This window comes from Morganella sp. BCCO 40_0007, assembly GCF_032989665.1.
In the GTDB taxonomy this organism is placed as follows: Bacteria; Pseudomonadota; Gammaproteobacteria; order Enterobacterales; family Enterobacteriaceae; genus Morganella; species Morganella sibonii.
Genome location: NZ_JAVBIN010000008.1, coordinates 33,695 through 49,015, shown reverse-complemented (window position 1 = coordinate 49,015; position 15,321 = coordinate 33,695). Strand labels below are relative to the sequence as shown.

General features: G+C 49.4%; 27 protein-coding genes. 3 read left to right on the top strand and 24 right to left on the bottom strand.

Annotated features, from left to right (window positions below):
* Window positions 1-44 precede the first annotated feature (44 nt).
* The 14 genes from R5268_RS11065 to R5268_RS11005 form a co-directional block, all read right to left on the bottom strand.
* The gene (locus R5268_RS11065; protein ID WP_317419328.1) at window positions 45-389 is read right to left on the bottom strand and encodes a phage tail protein; all 345 of its coding nucleotides are present in this window, start codon (window positions 387-389) and stop codon (window positions 45-47) included.
* Entirely contained in the window at window positions 389-865 is a 477-nt protein-coding gene (locus tag R5268_RS11060) for a phage tail protein (RefSeq protein WP_317419327.1), read from the bottom strand. The genes R5268_RS11065 and R5268_RS11060 overlap by 1 nt, the downstream gene beginning before the upstream one ends.
* Window positions 866-880: 15 nt before the next feature.
* Entirely contained in the window at window positions 881-1,294 is a 414-nt protein-coding gene (locus R5268_RS11055; RefSeq protein WP_410795831.1) for an HK97-gp10 family putative phage morphogenesis protein, read from the bottom strand.
* On the bottom strand, window positions 1,291-1,680 hold the full coding sequence (locus tag R5268_RS11050) for a hypothetical protein (protein WP_062771433.1): 390 nt from the start codon (window positions 1,678-1,680) through the stop codon (window positions 1,291-1,293). Before R5268_RS11050 ends, R5268_RS11055 begins: the two co-directional genes overlap by 4 nt.
* Window positions 1,667-2,002, bottom strand: a complete 336-nt coding sequence (locus R5268_RS11045; RefSeq protein WP_317419326.1) for a phage head closure protein — start codon at window positions 2,000-2,002, stop codon at window positions 1,667-1,669. Before R5268_RS11045 ends, R5268_RS11050 begins: the two co-directional genes overlap by 14 nt.
* On the bottom strand, window positions 1,999-2,319 hold the full coding sequence (locus R5268_RS11040) for a head-tail connector protein (protein WP_317419325.1): 321 nt from the start codon (window positions 2,317-2,319) through the stop codon (window positions 1,999-2,001). The genes R5268_RS11045 and R5268_RS11040 overlap by 4 nt, the downstream gene beginning before the upstream one ends.
* Window positions 2,319-2,576: a hypothetical protein gene (locus R5268_RS11035; protein WP_317419324.1), complete on the bottom strand. Its 258-nt coding sequence runs from the start codon at window positions 2,574-2,576 to the stop codon at window positions 2,319-2,321. Before R5268_RS11035 ends, R5268_RS11040 begins: the two co-directional genes overlap by 1 nt.
* A 47-nt stretch (window positions 2,577-2,623) precedes the next feature.
* Complete coding sequence (locus tag R5268_RS11030) at window positions 2,624-3,838, bottom strand: phage major capsid protein (protein WP_108656745.1); 1,215 nt, start codon at window positions 3,836-3,838, stop codon at window positions 2,624-2,626.
* 14 nt (window positions 3,839-3,852) lie between these two features.
* Window positions 3,853-4,704 (bottom strand): head maturation protease, ClpP-related, encoded by an 852-nt coding sequence (locus R5268_RS11025; protein ID WP_317419323.1) that lies wholly within the window; start codon window positions 4,702-4,704, stop codon window positions 3,853-3,855.
* A 5-nt stretch (window positions 4,705-4,709) separates the two neighbouring features.
* Complete coding sequence (locus R5268_RS11020; protein WP_052927732.1) at window positions 4,710-6,047, bottom strand: phage portal protein; 1,338 nt, start codon at window positions 6,045-6,047, stop codon at window positions 4,710-4,712.
* Complete coding sequence (locus R5268_RS11015) at window positions 6,047-7,777, bottom strand: terminase large subunit (protein ID WP_317419322.1); 1,731 nt, start codon at window positions 7,775-7,777, stop codon at window positions 6,047-6,049. The genes R5268_RS11020 and R5268_RS11015 overlap by 1 nt, the downstream gene beginning before the upstream one ends.
* 3 nt (window positions 7,778-7,780) lie before the next feature.
* Window positions 7,781-8,251 carry a phage terminase small subunit P27 family gene (locus tag R5268_RS11010; protein WP_046894976.1) on the bottom strand — a complete coding sequence of 157 codons (471 nt, stop codon included), beginning with the start codon at window positions 8,249-8,251 and terminating at the stop codon, window positions 7,781-7,783.
* Between the two features lie 124 nt (window positions 8,252-8,375).
* Entirely contained in the window at window positions 8,376-8,927 is a 552-nt protein-coding gene (locus R5268_RS19460) for an HNH endonuclease (RefSeq protein ID WP_410795830.1), read from the bottom strand.
* Window positions 8,928-8,941: 14 nt separating this feature from the next.
* Window positions 8,942-9,298 carry an HNH endonuclease signature motif containing protein gene (locus tag R5268_RS11005; protein WP_317419321.1) on the bottom strand — a complete coding sequence of 119 codons (357 nt, stop codon included), beginning with the start codon at window positions 9,296-9,298 and terminating at the stop codon, window positions 8,942-8,944.
* 114 nt (window positions 9,299-9,412) lie between these two features.
* Here R5268_RS11005 and R5268_RS11000 point away from each other — a divergent pair, with 114 nt between their 5' ends.
* Complete coding sequence (locus tag R5268_RS11000; protein WP_317419320.1) at window positions 9,413-9,808, top strand: hypothetical protein; 396 nt, start codon at window positions 9,413-9,415, stop codon at window positions 9,806-9,808.
* A 163-nt stretch (window positions 9,809-9,971) separates the two neighbouring features.
* Here R5268_RS11000 and R5268_RS10995 read toward each other — a convergent pair whose 3' ends face one another.
* Together R5268_RS10995 and R5268_RS10990 are read right to left on the bottom strand one after the other, a co-directional pair.
* Window positions 9,972-10,499, bottom strand: a complete 528-nt coding sequence (locus tag R5268_RS10995) for a hypothetical protein (RefSeq protein ID WP_317419319.1) — start codon at window positions 10,497-10,499, stop codon at window positions 9,972-9,974.
* Window positions 10,496-10,654, bottom strand: coding sequence for a hypothetical protein (locus tag R5268_RS10990; protein WP_200894200.1), 159 nt, complete (start codon window positions 10,652-10,654; stop codon window positions 10,496-10,498). The genes R5268_RS10995 and R5268_RS10990 overlap by 4 nt, the downstream gene beginning before the upstream one ends.
* An 84-nt stretch (window positions 10,655-10,738) precedes the next feature.
* On the opposite strand from R5268_RS10990, the gene R5268_RS10985 reads away from it, so the two are divergent.
* Entirely contained in the window at window positions 10,739-11,290 is a 552-nt protein-coding gene (locus tag R5268_RS10985; protein ID WP_317419318.1) for a hypothetical protein, read from the top strand.
* 44 nt (window positions 11,291-11,334) lie between these two features.
* Here the strand turns inward: R5268_RS10985 and R5268_RS10980 are convergent, their stop codons facing one another.
* From R5268_RS10980 to R5268_RS10970, 3 genes are all read right to left on the bottom strand, one after another.
* Window positions 11,335-11,829: a lysozyme gene (locus tag R5268_RS10980; protein WP_317419317.1), complete on the bottom strand. Its 495-nt coding sequence runs from the start codon at window positions 11,827-11,829 to the stop codon at window positions 11,335-11,337.
* Entirely contained in the window at window positions 11,822-12,043 is a 222-nt protein-coding gene (locus R5268_RS10975) for a class II holin family protein (RefSeq protein WP_036422679.1), read from the bottom strand. Before R5268_RS10975 ends, R5268_RS10980 begins: the two co-directional genes overlap by 8 nt.
* A 240-nt stretch (window positions 12,044-12,283) precedes the next feature.
* A complete protein-coding gene (locus R5268_RS10970; protein ID WP_062773576.1) occupies window positions 12,284-12,595 on the bottom strand; it encodes a hypothetical protein in 312 nt (103 codons plus the stop codon).
* Between the two features lie 20 nt (window positions 12,596-12,615).
* On the opposite strand from R5268_RS10970, the gene R5268_RS10965 reads away from it, so the two are divergent.
* The gene (locus R5268_RS10965; RefSeq protein ID WP_317419316.1) at window positions 12,616-13,170 is read left to right on the top strand and encodes a hypothetical protein; all 555 of its coding nucleotides are present in this window, start codon (window positions 12,616-12,618) and stop codon (window positions 13,168-13,170) included.
* Window positions 13,171-13,468: 298 nt separating this feature from the next.
* On the opposite strand, the gene R5268_RS10960 is transcribed toward R5268_RS10965, so the two are convergent.
* From R5268_RS10960 to R5268_RS10940, 5 genes are all read right to left on the bottom strand, one after another.
* Window positions 13,469-13,627, bottom strand: a complete 159-nt coding sequence (locus R5268_RS10960) for a hypothetical protein (RefSeq protein WP_317419314.1) — start codon at window positions 13,625-13,627, stop codon at window positions 13,469-13,471.
* Between the two features lie 268 nt (window positions 13,628-13,895).
* The gene (locus tag R5268_RS10955; protein WP_317419313.1) at window positions 13,896-14,387 is read right to left on the bottom strand and encodes an antiterminator Q family protein; all 492 of its coding nucleotides are present in this window, start codon (window positions 14,385-14,387) and stop codon (window positions 13,896-13,898) included.
* On the bottom strand, window positions 14,384-14,584 hold the full coding sequence (locus tag R5268_RS10950; protein WP_036412746.1) for a hypothetical protein: 201 nt from the start codon (window positions 14,582-14,584) through the stop codon (window positions 14,384-14,386). The genes R5268_RS10955 and R5268_RS10950 overlap by 4 nt, the downstream gene beginning before the upstream one ends.
* A complete protein-coding gene (locus R5268_RS10945; RefSeq protein WP_317419311.1) occupies window positions 14,569-15,168 on the bottom strand; it encodes a recombination protein NinG in 600 nt (199 codons plus the stop codon). The genes R5268_RS10950 and R5268_RS10945 overlap by 16 nt, the downstream gene beginning before the upstream one ends.
* An 8-nt stretch (window positions 15,169-15,176) precedes the next feature.
* Window positions 15,177-15,320: a hypothetical protein gene (locus R5268_RS10940; protein ID WP_317419310.1), complete on the bottom strand. Its 144-nt coding sequence runs from the start codon at window positions 15,318-15,320 to the stop codon at window positions 15,177-15,179.
* Window position 15,321: the final 1 nt, after the last annotated feature.

The window sequence follows — 15,321 nt, the reverse complement described above, 5'->3', positions numbered from 1 at the left end:
CCGATCCGCCAGCTGAAAAAGCAGATAGAGGCGGGGTGAGTCCGTCAGTTTTTTTTCGCGTCCTCAATGGTTCCGTAGCAATACTTCTGCAGCGTATTCATTGCTTCCACAAAGACCGGATTACTGTGTGCATCAATAAGCTCTTCTGCTGTCGGCAGATCTTCCGCACTGACCGGGGCTCCGTTCTCATCACAGATAGCCGACAAAATCAGGTTGGCTCCCGCAAGGGTGACCCCGGAGTAATCACCGGCATCAAAGGCGGCCTTGCGCTCTTTCTCGTAGCGGTCAAGTTCCCCGACAGTGAGACGCCGCAGATAAACTTCTGTACCGAAGAGTGTGTGTTTTTCCGTATGTGAATCCGGCTTTAACAGGGCTGATTTCAGATTCATTACTTTCCGTCTCCTGTTGGTGGTGTGACAGTGGTGGTTCCCCAGGTGATGTTATTCTGCTTGCCTTTAACGGTAATCTGAATCACCTCACTAGCCGGAGCGCTGATATCGTTCATTTCCCAGCCTGACAACGCGAGGATCATGGTTGCGGTGCGCCCGTTCGGCAGCGCGAAATAAAACTGCACGGTCTTACGCTGTTCGGCAGCATTGAGGAACGCGGCGAAATCTTCATTGGCCGGATCATCAATAAACCCGAGTGATTTTTCAGGCCCTTCCGGCAGATCGGAAATCGACTGTTTGTTTGTATCTTTCAGGGTGGTGCAGTCAATAAAACCACCGGTAAGCCCGGTAGCCCCCAGCGCTTTACAGTTAACCAGCGCTTTCATTTTGTCGGTGGTATCACCGGCCTCACCAAATTTTACGATGGTGCCGGCGGGTAACATGGCATATTCCGGGGAGGATTTTTCTCCGGCCATAATAAGTTCTCCAGGTTAACGATTTTCATTAATACCGGCGCGGATGGCGGCGGCAAGGGTGTTTAAGATATCTTTACGGTGATAATCCAGCGCCGGGCGTATAAACGGACGCGGGATCTGTTTTGATGTCCCGAATTCCTGTGCCTGCGCTTTCATGTGGTGCTCTTTTGACGGACCGACACGGATGGTCATCAGGGTGATATATTTTTTATCCTTCATCCGGTCAGTGGTTCTGACTTTGATGCTGTCCCGCATGTGGTCATCGTCGTGACTGCTGTCATAACCGGCGTACTGTTTCATATCCTCAGCAACAACGGTCATCGCCTCACGGCCTGCATCGCGCAGTATTTTGGATGTCAGCTTTTCCCCGAGATTCATCAGCTCCGCTTCCAGCCCGTCAAGGCCGGAAACCTTAACCGTAGTTCTCACGATACATCCTCCGGATAAGTGATAATAAAATCCCGCATGACTGACCAGCGGACGGTATTTTTTGTCAGCTCTTCCCGCCCCTGCTGAAAACTACCACGCTGCACGGTCTGCACCGGATAATGACCGATGTAACCATGCTGGATTGGCTCCCAGGCATCACGGATAGCTTTATCCAGCAGCAGGGCTTTTTCGTAGTCATTCAGTACGTGAATGCCTATCTGAAAACGCGCCACGATAAGATGAGTGGTGACCATACCGGTGGAATAACGCGGATCACTGATACGCTGAAAGGTGATACCTTCTTGTGCATCTTTCGGTAACAACAGGGGGAAAACGGGCATTGCGGTGATAGCGGAAAGAGACGACTTGAGGTCACTTTCGATCATGTCGTATGTCTGCCTCCGTGGTAATAATCAGTTTCGCAGGGTCATTACGGTCACAGGCACGGACTGTAAAAAACCGGTTCTGGTATTCAATCACCCAGTCGATTTGCATATCCGCGCGTGGCCGCGCAGTAAACTGCATGGTTTCGATGACCTGATCCTGCTCTGCCGTCCGGATTTTACGGTTGGATATCGCCTCGGCTTTGGCCCACACCGTGATGACTTTCGTCAGTTCGGTACGGGAATCACCGAGCTCCCCGGTCACCACCTCCGGACGGTACAGGATGATGCGTTTGTTGAGTTCGCCGGCACGTAACCCGCTCATTCCAGGTACCTCACATAAGGTTGCAGCAGCGCATCAACCGCCATCGGCAACACTGCCACGGATTCACCGGTTACAACTGATTCGCGGTTTGCATACCAGTTACCCACCAGCAGGAGCATAGCGACTTCAATATCGCCGCTATAAATCAGAGTTGTTTCCGGATCGGGGCTTTCATCAGAATCCGTGATTAAGGTACGCCGGGTGTGATTTTCTATCAGTCGACCGGCAGCAATAATGTAAGATTTCAGTAACTCATCTTCATCATGGAAATCCGGATCCAGCCTCACCTGTTGTTTAGCACGTTCCAGAGAAAGCATTATTTCCCCTTAGCACCACGCTTGGATTCAGGTTCAGCTGGTTTTTCCGGCTCTGGCTCTGGCTCTGGCTCTGGCTCTGGCTCTGGCTCTGGCTCTGGCTCTGGCTCTGGCTCTGGCAGAATATTATCCGGAATCTCCCCGGCATAACCTTTTTGTATCAGTTCGCGGCCGTGTAATTCTGTCGTTTCAATTTCTTCACCTTCCACAACGACACGGTGTCCGAAATAAAATGCCCGGAGTACAGTCATTTTCATCATATGATCCTTACGAAAAAGCGGCCCGCAGGCCGCCTGTTTTCAGAGAGTTATTCACCGGCACCGGCTACGGTGAAATCACCATAGACAAAGGCTTCCGGGCGTTTAACTGCCAGAGCAAGGCGCTCTTCACAACGGATTGAGATCATGTTTTTCTCAAAATCGTCGGCGTTTTCAGTGGAGATCACCACATTGGTTTCTTCACGGTCAAACAACTGAGCACCGGCATTAAACGCCCCTGTCAGGAACTTACCTTTGAATGCTGCCGTTTCTGTTGCCACAACCGGCAATCCCCACAGTGTAGGGCCGGTAAGTGAGGCCGGATTGGCAAGGATGTAGCGCCCCAGCGAATCCTTGGTCAGTTCGATTTTCGCCCAGTCAATAAAGTGCAGGACATGCCCGGATGCCGGGAAGCGAGCCAGCTGAGACTGCAGCATCGCCAGGCGCAGATCATCAATACCATTCTGTTTTTCAACGCTGAATTCAGCTTTGTATTTCGATGCCTGCGGGATAATGCCGTGCAGATGCGCCCCGGAGCCGTCACCGAACAAAATTTCCTGTTCTTCAACAAACTTCAGGCCGTAACGCATTTCAGCATCCACCAGTGACTGCAGTTGTGAAAAGTCATCCAGGATCTGCTTGGATGCTTTAAACATGTGAGCAACAGTGGTTACCGGGGTGATTTTGGTTGCAAACTCAATATCGCTGTAAGGCTTGGTGGTATTTTCCGGAACCACTGCTGCCTTATTGGTAAATCCGGTCTGCTGAACCCAGAAGATTGCCGGTGACTGCGTTTTTCCCGGAGCAATCAAATCACGGATAAATAACCGTTGTTTTGGTGCCACATCAACACCCGGCAGACGGTGAGGCTCAACAACACCTTCGGCAACGCCGGTTGAAATCAGCGCCGCCTGTACCGGCACAGAAATGCGTTTATTCCCCTGGATGCTGGAGTTAATATCTTTCAGCACTTCTGCCGAAATCAGTTGCTGACCAAAAGACTGCGCAGCTTTCAGAGCACTCTGAAGCGGCATCTGGGCAATGTGCTGTTCCAGTTCCCCCATCGCGGATTTAATGGTTTTTTCGGCTTCGCGCAGCGCGTTAAGCTCCAGCGCCATTTTATCAACAGCCTCTTTTGTCTCTGCACTGAGTCCGCCCGCTTTTTGTGCTTCTGTCAGTGCGCTCTCCGCCTTGGCATTAAAGTCGCTGTTTGCTTTTTCAATCTGCGCTTTCAGGCTTTTCAGTAATTCGTTTGTATCAGACATAATGTCTCCAGTAATTAACGTGCCGGAGTAAAGGCTCTTACCGCCTCTTCCAGTTCAGATAAGGTTTGTGGATTTATTTCAGCGGCAGCGCATGGCGTACCTTCAGGGTCGGAAGCAGCGCCCGGCATACTTCCCGTTAAAGCAGAAATCAGTTTCCGGCGCTCAGAGCGCGGTGTGTTTGTTTTTGCCAGCAGCGCATCAATTTTTCTGACCGCGGCCTGCGGGGTTTCGTCACCGTTATCGATAGCGTCCGCGGCCAGAAGACCATCGGCAAACCCGTTATCAATGGCATCGCTGCTGCCGATATAGGTTTCTTCATCCATCATCCGGCAGATATCTTTTTCATCCTGTCCGGTTCTGGCCATATAGATACCTGCCATGGCTTTATCAAACGGCTCAAGATCAGCGGCCAGTTTTGCAAAATCATGTCGGTTACCCATGCTGATAGCCCAGCAGTTATGGATCATCAGAAACGCGCCCCGGCCCATCAGAATTTCATCTCCGGCCATCGCGATTATTGATGCTGCTGACGCGGCGATACCCAGGACATTGACGGTGACATGACCACTGTGTGCCCTGAGCAGGTTGTAAATAGCCAGACCTTCGAACATGTCACCGCCGGGGCTGTTAATGTTTACCACCACATCATTGTCACCGATAACCCGCAGCGCTGCGGCAATCCGCTTTGCGGAAACACCATCACCCCACATATCGGCACCGATCACATCAAGAATGGAAATAGTGTTATCAGCGCTGGCGGCTTTTATGCCGCTGTTCCAGTTTTCCAGCGCTTTCGGTTTCAGTTCATAGTTAACTGACGCGCAGGGGCGACCCTCCGGCGCTGCCGGCAGGTTACTTTTTTTCATGAAATTTACTCCCCGGAATGAGGTGATTGCGTGGATTGTTGTTGCGGACCCGCTGCGGCAGAAGATGATTCAGGGAAAAGCCAGTTCGCTATTCCTGCCCGCAGTTTTTCTGATTCATTTTTCCCGTTGTCTTTACCGAGCTGATCGATCGGGGTCAGGTTAAGCTGGACAGTATAAATATCGCCACCATCAATCGGCGGAAGATTCTCAAGACGGCGGACATCATTGCGGCTCATCCATCCGTTTTGCAGTGATGTTGTGTAGTAAGCTGAACGCCCCGCGCTGTCTGCCCTGAGTAACCCCTCAACAGAAAATTCAGCATAATAATCATCGTCATCATTCAGCAGGCAACGGCTGATTTCCTGTTCGATATTTACCAGCAGCGGACGCAGTGTATTGGTCAGAAACTGCATATTCATCCCTTCCACACTTGACGCCCAGCTGCTCTGTTTATCCATGTGACCAACCATGAACGGCGGCACGCGGAACCAGCGGCAAATCTCCTCTATGCTGAAGGTCCGGCTTTCCAGCATCTGAGCAGCCTCCGGGTTCATGGTGACATTGTTGTATTTCATCCCCCCTTCAAGCACCATAATTTTCCCGGCATTTTTCGAGCCGACAAATGCCTCAATATATTTTCTGATCCGCCCGCGCTGATCATCGTTCAGCGGCATCTCAGCTGACAGAAATCCGGAACTCTGAAGACCATTTTCGAATATTTTTGCGGCGGACTCCTCGACAGACATCGCGGCACCAATCACATCACGCCCGGTTTTTACCGGGATCATGCCACAGATACCATCCATCCCGAAACCACGTATATGCATCATCGATTTCAGAGGAATATCGCGCTTTGTCTGTGTCAGCGGGTCGGTATATTCATATTCCAGACGACCGCTTTTTCCGCGTCTTACCACCATGTTCTGTGGTAAGAGCGGGTGCAGAGCGACCAGTTTTGATCCGATATACCGCTTCTCAATAAAGCTGTTACCCCGCAGGCAGATACTGGCGACCACCATCAGCATAAAACGGGATGGTGTCATCTCAGCGTTCGGCTGCTTACATAAAAGCCGGTATACCGGGTGCTCTTTCGCCAGCGTCCGGGAGCCGTCACGCTGATTCTGATAGATTTTCAGCGGTAATGTTGAGATGGACTCACTGAGCAGGCGCACACAGGACCATACCGCAGACAGCTGCATGGCTTTATCTGCCGTCACTACCTTTCCGCTGCTGCTGGTACCGGCCCATTCCTGCCAGAATTCACCGGATGTCAGATGAACAGGCACGCCCAGCCAGTTAAGCAGCGCACTGCGGATGCGGCCCGGTTGCTTATTTTGCTTCATTAAATACCTACCATAATTGGGTTTTCAAAGAATCCGGAAAGATCCTGCTTATCCTCCCCGCCATTCACCATCTGGCGTGATTTGGCCGTAAACAGCGCGACCGGTCCGTCGATTTTGTTTTCCGGTGTCGATTTGTTCGGGAAAATGTTGTCGTTTTTGTCCGGTTTTACGGTCACGTTCGACATCATCCAGGACATCATCGGATTGTGATCATGGTGAAATTTTCCGGAATAGACATCGGCCTGTACTGTTTTCATGGATTCAGACATGTTTTTCACCGTCTGCGCCACTTCCACCAGCGGAATACCCTCTTCCGCCAGGCGGCGGGAGAACTGCACCGCGCTCCACGGGTCAAACCCGAGTTCACGCAGATCATCACCTTCGCACCATGCCAGAATGTCGGCTTTGATGATGTCATGATCAATAACCTCACCGTCAGTCAGCTCCAGATGCCCGGCGGCCGCCCATTTCCGGTACAGCTCCGCAATATGGTTCGGTGCGGTTTCTATCCGGTCTTCCGGCAGCCAGAATTTGCACTTAACATGCACCTGTCCGCGCGGATCTTCATAAACCTTAATTGCCGCGGCCACGTCGATTTTATTTGCAAGGTCAACGCCGACCCAGACAGGGTAATTTTTCAGTTCATCATCCGGCGCATTCTCCGGGCAGTTGTCCCATTTTCCTGAGTCCATCCAGATCGACTCCGCGTTAACCCACATATTGAGGTGTTTGGTCAGAAAGTTGGGCCGGGCGGCAATCTGCTCTTTGGCTTTTTTCGCCAGGCGGCGCATATCATCAAAGCGCTTGCAGACACCCAGCCCCGGATTAGCTTTTATCCAGACAGACTCATCGAACGGATCATCATCTTCATCCGGTGTGTAAATTGCCGCGAAAAAGGTGTCATCCTCCACCACGCCCCGCAGCACCTTGATAGCGTAATCCCGCAGTTCGTAGCAGATACCTTCGCGGTTAAATCCCGCTGTAGTGATCGCAAACAGCAGGGATTGCAGGCGGGCACCGGTCGCAGTTTCCAACACATCCCACACATCCCGGGTTTTGTGGGCGTGAAGTTCGTCCACAATGCCACAGTGAATGTTCAGGCCGTCGAGGTTGTTTGCGTCGCTGGACAGCGGTTCAAACTTGGAGGCAGACCTCTCCTGGTAAATCGCCAGCTTATTAAATTCAAACAGACGGCCGAGTGAACTTTTGGCCTTTTTGATCATGTTTTTCGCATCTTCAAACACGATACGGGCCTGGTCACGGGTTGTCGCCGCCGAGTAAACTTCTGCACCACCTTCACCGTCAGCGCCGGTCATGTACAGACCGATGCCGGATGAAAGTGTGGATTTAGCGTTTTTACGCGCAACTTCGTTATAGGCTGTCCGGAAACGGCGAACCAGCACCGGGTCGCCGTCATCGTCGTACTGAGCCTCACCGCTGAGTTCATCAACCAGCGGGATCACGAAACCAAAGATATTAATCAGAATAAAGGTATGCCACGGCATCAGCTCGATCGGCTTACCTGCCAGCGCCCCTTTGACGTGCGGGACAAACTGGTAAAAATCCAGAATATACTGGGCGCGTTCTTCAATGAAAAAGATGCCGCGCCCAGGGCCGCGCTCCAAATCATCAAGAAACCGCTGACACGCCAGGCGTATCAGTTCGCCCGTAACTATTTCTCCGGCAACCACCTGTTCGGCGTACCGGATCCCATCTGCTACGGTTGCCATTCATCATTTGCGCTTTTTCATAAATGCCTCGAAAGGGTCTTCTTCGGCTGGTGTGTTAATCGTTACCTTCGAGCGGGACGCGGGCGTCATGCCGAATTCACCCAGCATTGCCCGGATACGTTTCCAGGCATCGGCTTTCATTGCCGCCACCGGGTGTGCTTTTATCAGTGTGCCGCCTTCGCTTTCTGTGGTGTAGGTATAGCCTTGTTCATCCAGCGTATCGCAGTGCTGCCGGTATTCGGTATATGCCTCGATCAGCAGCTCCAGCGCTTTGGCATCCATCGAACTCATCACGCCCATGGCATCGAGTTCTTCCCCGATCCGCTTAAACCAGTATTTCCCCTGCTTGGTAAAGTGCTTCGGAGTTGGGGGTACCCCTGACGGCGGTTTCGGTTCTTTTTTATTGATCGGGCGTTTTGATGGGTTACCCCTGACCAAACGCAGGTGTGACGGGGTTTTCGGTGGTCCCGACATAATCGTTTTCTCCTATTGATTCCCATCCGGGGATCCCGGAAAAAAGTTTTCTAACCTGCGGCGATCTGAAAAGAGGTAAGGCGGCGGTCCTCTGGCCGTGGGGCGGCAGGGATTTGACCTCCCCCTAGGTATTCCACAGATATAATCTTGTATGATGTAGTTTGATGTCACTTACATGCTTTTGTGATATACCAAACTGACGTGCAATATCGGACTGAGGTTCACCGCGTTTCGCCCTTTTTTCTATCTCTATTACCTGCTGGTCCGAAAGAATAGTTGCCACTGCCTGCTCCCCCTGCCTTAAGCAAGCGGCAGTTCGATGCTTTATGCTATCCAGTGCATTTTCTTTAGGCGTTCCCCATGCAAGATTGTGCAGATGATTATCTAATGGGTTACCATTCAGATGCCTTGTAAGCGATCGCTCGTCTGGCTTACTACCTATGAATGCCAACAGAACGAGCTGGTGAACCGGCTTCTTTCTGACAGTGCTTCGTCCACATCCTGTTCTGACATTTACATGAAGATAACCGTTGTGCATCCTTGCTGATAAAGGCCTTACCTGCCCTGTTCTCATCGAGAATATACATCCATCCTCAGATGCCATATATCCAGGATAGCCGGGTATATCTTTCCTTAGGGCGTGCGAAAGCCCTGAGTCATTCTTTAGCTCAGTCATATTTGCCTCAAAATTCAGAATCGCTTCAGGTGTTCGTGTGCGGTTTTGGCTTTATGGCAGGAGTAACAGAGTGACTCTAAATTTGATTCCGCATCGGTTCCCCCATGTGCTTTAGGTGTGATGTGGTCGACTGTCTTTGCCTCAGTTGCCCGACCTTCACGCAGGCACTGCTGACACAGGTGCTTATCTCTGCCCAGCACCACAGCACGCAACCGATCCCACTTGGTTCCATATCCACGTTCGTGTCGGCTCTTGCCCTGCTGGTGGTTCTCCCACCCAGTATTGCGGTGCTCTTCGCAGTATCCGCTGCGGTCGGTGGTTGTCTTTGCGCAGCCACGTTTGCGGCAGGCGCGGGGGATGCGTGGTGGCATAATTTTCTCCCTGCAGTGATACTATCTCCATGTGAAGGGTGGCCAGCCGGTAGCGCCACCGCAAATCATTCCCCATACAAAAGCAAACACCGGATAAAGGAGCCAGCCGTACTCATGACAGATATCATTGAATTCCTGAAACATTACACACCTCTGATTAGTATACTGACATTCCTTGCCGGCCTTTACATCGGAAACAGACAGGCCATCGGCAGAGACAGGAGAAAAGAATTTAATGAGGCAGCAGAACCCGTGATTGAGTACTTTTGTCTGATGTCTTCATGGTATGAAAAAAATACATTCACATCCGCATTACCCTTACCAGATGCAGTCATATCAAAATTAAAACGACGAATGAGCGCCCGTAATGAATGCACATTCACAGCGCTAATATCTCAATACAAAGACTGCTATACCGCACTGAACAGAGCAAAGGAAAAAACACCGGCACTCTATGCTGATGCCCTTGCGGCTGCCCGAGAAATCAGTAAATTTATCCGGCTTCGTTAATTATAAAAAAACCGCTATTTAGCGAAGTATTGTTGATTTCCTGAATTAAATAACTGTATATTGGCTACGTAGTTAGGAGTTTTTTGATCATCTTTGGATATTCCTGCCCGCTCACTGCGGGCTATTTTTTTGCCTCTCCGCCTCAGTCTCCCGCACGGCCTGCTTATCGTGACTTGCCACCCCGCTCTGCATCCGCTTTCCGGATATCCATTAACTGCCCGTTCGCCTGATCCAGCGCCATCAGCAGCGGCTCTATCCATTCAACCGCCTGGCAGTATGTCAGTCGGCGGGTGGCAGCGGTGCCAGTACCGGTTCTGTCAGCGATACCGGGAGCGGAACGCATTGCTGATTCACGGATGGCGTAGACGTGGCTGAGCAACCCGTCAGAAACAGGCTGAGGAATATACAGATTACAGGTAGGCTCTTTCCGGATAATAGTGCGGTATTCAATCTGCTTCTCCTGTGATTTGGCCTCGATGCGCATGCTGCGGTTGGCGTTCGCTGCGGCCACGCGGTCAAAGATATCGATACTGGTGTAGGCGTTATCAATCACCTTTTGCTGGTCAGTGATAACCTTGTCTTTGTGCTGGCCTTCCGTTTGTTCGGCTGACAGCATGCTGAACATCCACAGGCCGAAGAACACGACAGCCCACACCCAGCCATTGAACAATACAGTAATTACCTTTTTCATGGCGCTTCACACTCATAGTGAATCACACCATCCAGCGGGTTACCCGGCAGCGGCTTACAGTGATTCGGGAGTGAATACAGATAACAACCCGCCAACAGAGCAGTAGTCAGCAGGATGATAGCAATGATGATCAGTGTTAAAGGGTTCCGTGGCATACTATCTCCAGTGGTTAATAGCTCTTTATAATTTTCTAAATTCATGAAAAACTGTCTTAATGTGACAACTTTGAGATCTCTATCATGAAAATATCAAACGCCTTTAAATGGAGCTCCTTATCCATCATTTTTTTGACGATCGGTTGGGTTTTAATAAATGGTGATAAGGCCCTAGAAAACATTAATTCATTTCGCCAGTGGCACGGGTCATCGCCTGAACTAACAGGAAAATGGACCAATTCAACAGAAGGCTGGGTTGATGAAAGAAAATGGCACGGAGACAAATATCCGTTCATGGAAATAGAGCTTACTGTGGAAAACTATGAAGCAGAGGGCACTATTTCCACTAAGAAAATAAAAGAGATACTTCCCTTTGATTTTGTTCTGTTCCGAGGTAAAAAAAGTTATTTTAGCAACACTATCGATGGTGTTGCTTTTGACTATATCCTTGGAAAAGAAGTTATTCTTGGAACGATAAGTCTGTCACTGAATGATGACGGTGAGCTCATTGTTATTGATAGCGAAAGAGCACCTTCTATTTTCCCTAAAAAAACAATTCTCTGGAAAATATCAGATCAGGCGTTCGACTCACAAAACAGCAAATCAGAGCATAAAGATGAAAGCAACCAAAAATAACCACCAACTTTCAATATCGTTTATCAGAAAAATAATCGCTAAAATCAAAGAGATGATTGCCATTCCTCACCCCATGAACAAATAACAAACTCAATCTCCCGGCGGGTCATCAGGCCTTTCCACTGCTTCCCGCCGGCGAAAACCCAGCGTTTCATTTCGCCACAAGCTCCGGCTCTGTCACCGGCATTCAGTTTTCTGAGCAAAGTTGACCGGGAGAAAGCGCCCACACCCGTGTTGTATACAAACGAGTAGATCGCCCCTCTGGTATAGACAGGAATATCAACACGGATAAGCCGGTCTACCCCTTTCGCCACGATAGCAAGGTCTTTTTCCAGCAGCGCATCACATTCTGCCTGCGTGTAAATCTTATCCCGCTGAATATCCGACCCTGTATGCCCGGCACACACTGTCCATACTCCGGCGACATCCTGATAAGGCTTGAACTTCATACCCTCAAATGCAGGTATCAACACCAGTGCAACGGCAATCGCACCACCACTGACAGCAGCCATTGCTTTTTTAACCAGACCGTTATTCATCCTGTGGTTCCTCTTTGCAGCGGCGCTTGTACTCGCGGTGTCTGAAATACAGGTTGGTCAGAAAGGTCAGGAACGCGAACAGTAAGCTGCCCAGTACGCCGATTGCCGCCCACTGCTCCGGAGAGAAACCGTCCAGCAGCTGCTTCATCCAGTACAAGGCTCCGGCACCGGACGTGCCGTATGAAATGCCGGTTGTTATTTTGTCCATTCGCATTTCCACCCCCTGCGGAGTGTTCCGTATGTTGAGTGATAGGGTAATGCCGCAACCGGTTTATATTGTTACAGACGGTTAAAGTGAGGTAGCTGCGGCATTATTCGGATAATCCCACCAGCGGCGGGAAAGCAATAAAAAGAGCACTGTGGTCGAATACGGATTAGGTAATGAGCCTGACGTATTCCAATGCTCTTGTTGTTGCAGGCAATAAAAAGGCCGCCGGAGCGACCGAACTGTTATTTATATGTTGCTTTCGTCTATCTGGCATTCCAGATCGAACAGTTCTGCACGATATGACAAAATCACCTGCGTTATGGCCGATTTTTGCTGTTCGCTAAATGAATCCCACAGATCAAGCAGAGGATGATCGTGGTGTGACCATGTATCGCCGATTTCAGTTTTATCATTACTGTTTTTACACGCGCTCAAATCTATATCACCACCATGCCGAGCGCTGTCTGTTATATTGTTTACTGCCGGTAATCGACCAACCACGCATACTGTTTTATTGGTCTTATCCTGAATAACCAATGCATCATTTTCAATTTTCATAAAAAGCCCACGAGGAAAAAATGAATACTGATATTTTTGACCGATTGTTTGATTCTGATAAAACTATAGAGTCCATAGTGACCATATGCCGATCTGAGGCGCCTCTTATTTCGGTACTCACCCTGCATCTGACCTGTGAAAGCTTCCTTGAAGCATTTATATCCGGAAGACTTGATGTGTGTGACTTATTCGCAAATAAGCCAGACAACCCTGATGACGTCAGTTTCAGAATGACATTCGAACATAAAAATAAACTATCTCAGCGCCTTGGAATGCCCAGGGCAGCATATGACGCTTTATTTGAACTGAATCAGATTCGAAATCAATTTGCACACAAATTACTTCACGCTGAGATACCAGCTGATAAAACAGCCAAGATCATTGATTTGGTCAACTCTATTAAGTCAGCGGAAATTGAAATTGAGTTAAGTGAAGAAGGAATAGTGTATGACCCTGATAATCATGACGATTCTTTCACATATAGGATGTCAGACCAAAACACTCCGGTAATGGTTAAATTATGCATAGCATATTTTTCTTTATTCCGAAGGGTTGCCTTGAAATTCGCTGAGTAATGCAAATCACCTGTTTAAACGACAGACTCTTACCTGGAAATACTTTCTTCTATTGAAACTTTCGAAATGAAGAACGAATAACCTCACTAATTCGATCCTGAAGACTGGCTACTTCCTGTTCGGCAGCCAGTCTTTTCCCAGATCGGCAAGCCGCACACAGCTCTTGTGTTAAGTGATAACGAGGTGATTGATACTGTGGCGGCGTATATGAAAAAGGCCGCCCGGTGCAGCCTTTGGAATGTGAACTATCCGGAAATTACGGAGAGTTGAACCTGTAAGTAACTCTTACAGGTTGGATTTATAGCTCGAAATACCCATTACCAAAAAGCAGGGCGGCATTAAACTTTCGGCTCCGTTCCGCCCGCTCTTCTTCTGATAACTTGTCGCGCTCAATATAAGGTGGCGCTTTGGCAGCATCTGCTCTGGTCGGATATTTAGAATCCTTCGAATTCGTCATACATAGTTACCTCGCTATGGGGATTCCCATATCGGAACAATATCAATGCATTAGATATGAAAAAGCCCTCCGGAGAGGGCTGTTATGCATGCTTCGACACAAGGCCGGTTTCCCGCCGGTGTGCGCCGTTTACTTACTTCCTCGCTCTGCATTCTAAAAAGCCCCGCATTTGGCGAGGCTTATAATTCAGGTTAAGCGACTTAAGAGTCATGTAGAGCAACTTACCTGATAAGTATTGCTAATTCGATAAAGTAAGTCAATAGCAAAATTAAGTTATTTTACGTATTTTATCGACACGTTTACGATTGTTCATAGCAGTTCGCAGCGGTTCATACAGCAACCACTGAGCAGCCTTAAGCTTTTCGTCAACTTCATTCCTGCATGTTCCAAGTGATGGCTTTCTAATCCTATTTCCGCCTCTCGTTTGCATTTTGCGTGGTTTTGCAACTCCGTGATAGTAAGATGCAATCGACAGCTTGGATGAGCCGTGAGCATAGTAACTGAGCAGTATTCCGTAAGCCTGTGTGTCAGTGGCGATAACTGAATCTACGACCTGAGAAATCAACATTCCGTCATCGTCATTGCACATTGGTCTTGTTGGGCTTTTATCCGGCTCGACAGTCTGCATGAACTTATAAATCATGTTGATCATGCGAATATCAATCCGGCCTGAATATACCCACGCACCCCACAACTCCAGCCACTGATTAAGCCAGTCGTGCTGCTCTTTGGTGAGTTCCTTTTCTCCGATATAGCTCATTTTACCTCCGGAATAACAACGCCCATACCATCAACATCAGTTGAAAACATCACCTTTCTTCTGGCCGCTACACCAAGCCCGTAAAGAAGCCTTACCAGCATCACGCCAGCGCTGGATTGCACCACAGCATGATGGTGTCCACTGGTGTTCATGAGATATCTGGCTTCTTCGATTGCTGCCGCTATGTCTGTGAACATGATTTCAGCTCCTTCAGTTTCCGCCGGTACTCATCCCGAATCCGCTCATAGTCTTCCCGCTTCCACTTCGGTAATTCATGCACACCCATCAGGCGGTCGAAGCGTTCCTGGCCGATTTTTTCAATCAGTGCCGGCCGGTAGTTTTCGATATTCCCGGACAGATGGTTATTACATGGGGCGCATTGCTTATGGACGTTATCCTCATCAAACCGCAGTTCCGGATTGGCTCCGGTGGTTCGATAGTGCCCGGCGTGATACTGCCCTGTGTGGTGACGGCCGCAGCTGATGCACGGAAGGTCTTTATCCCGTTCACGGATGTATGCGTTGAATGCGGTCTGTGCTTGTTTTGCGAAATATGAGAGGGGTTTTACTGCCAACTTGCGGATTTTTAATTTATCTTTTGCTTCACGTTCTTTCTGTTGATGCTCCTTTTTTAATTTGGCCTCGGCCTTTTCCCTTTCCCTGCTTCGTCGCTTTATTGCCAACTCAGCGCCGTGCTCCGGGCAACACCACCATTCGTTACTGAATTTCGGGTGAAACCATTCCCGGCATATCAGGCACTTTCGCCGCGATTGCTTTGCCACATTTCACCTCACGATAAACTGATGCCGATAGCCAGAACGAACAACACCCAGCACAATACGAACGGGATATATCGTGTCGCCTGTTCAAGGCTGCTTCGTTCATGCGATCCGCCGGTATTATTTTCACCTTTCGGGTATTTGTGTTTATGCATG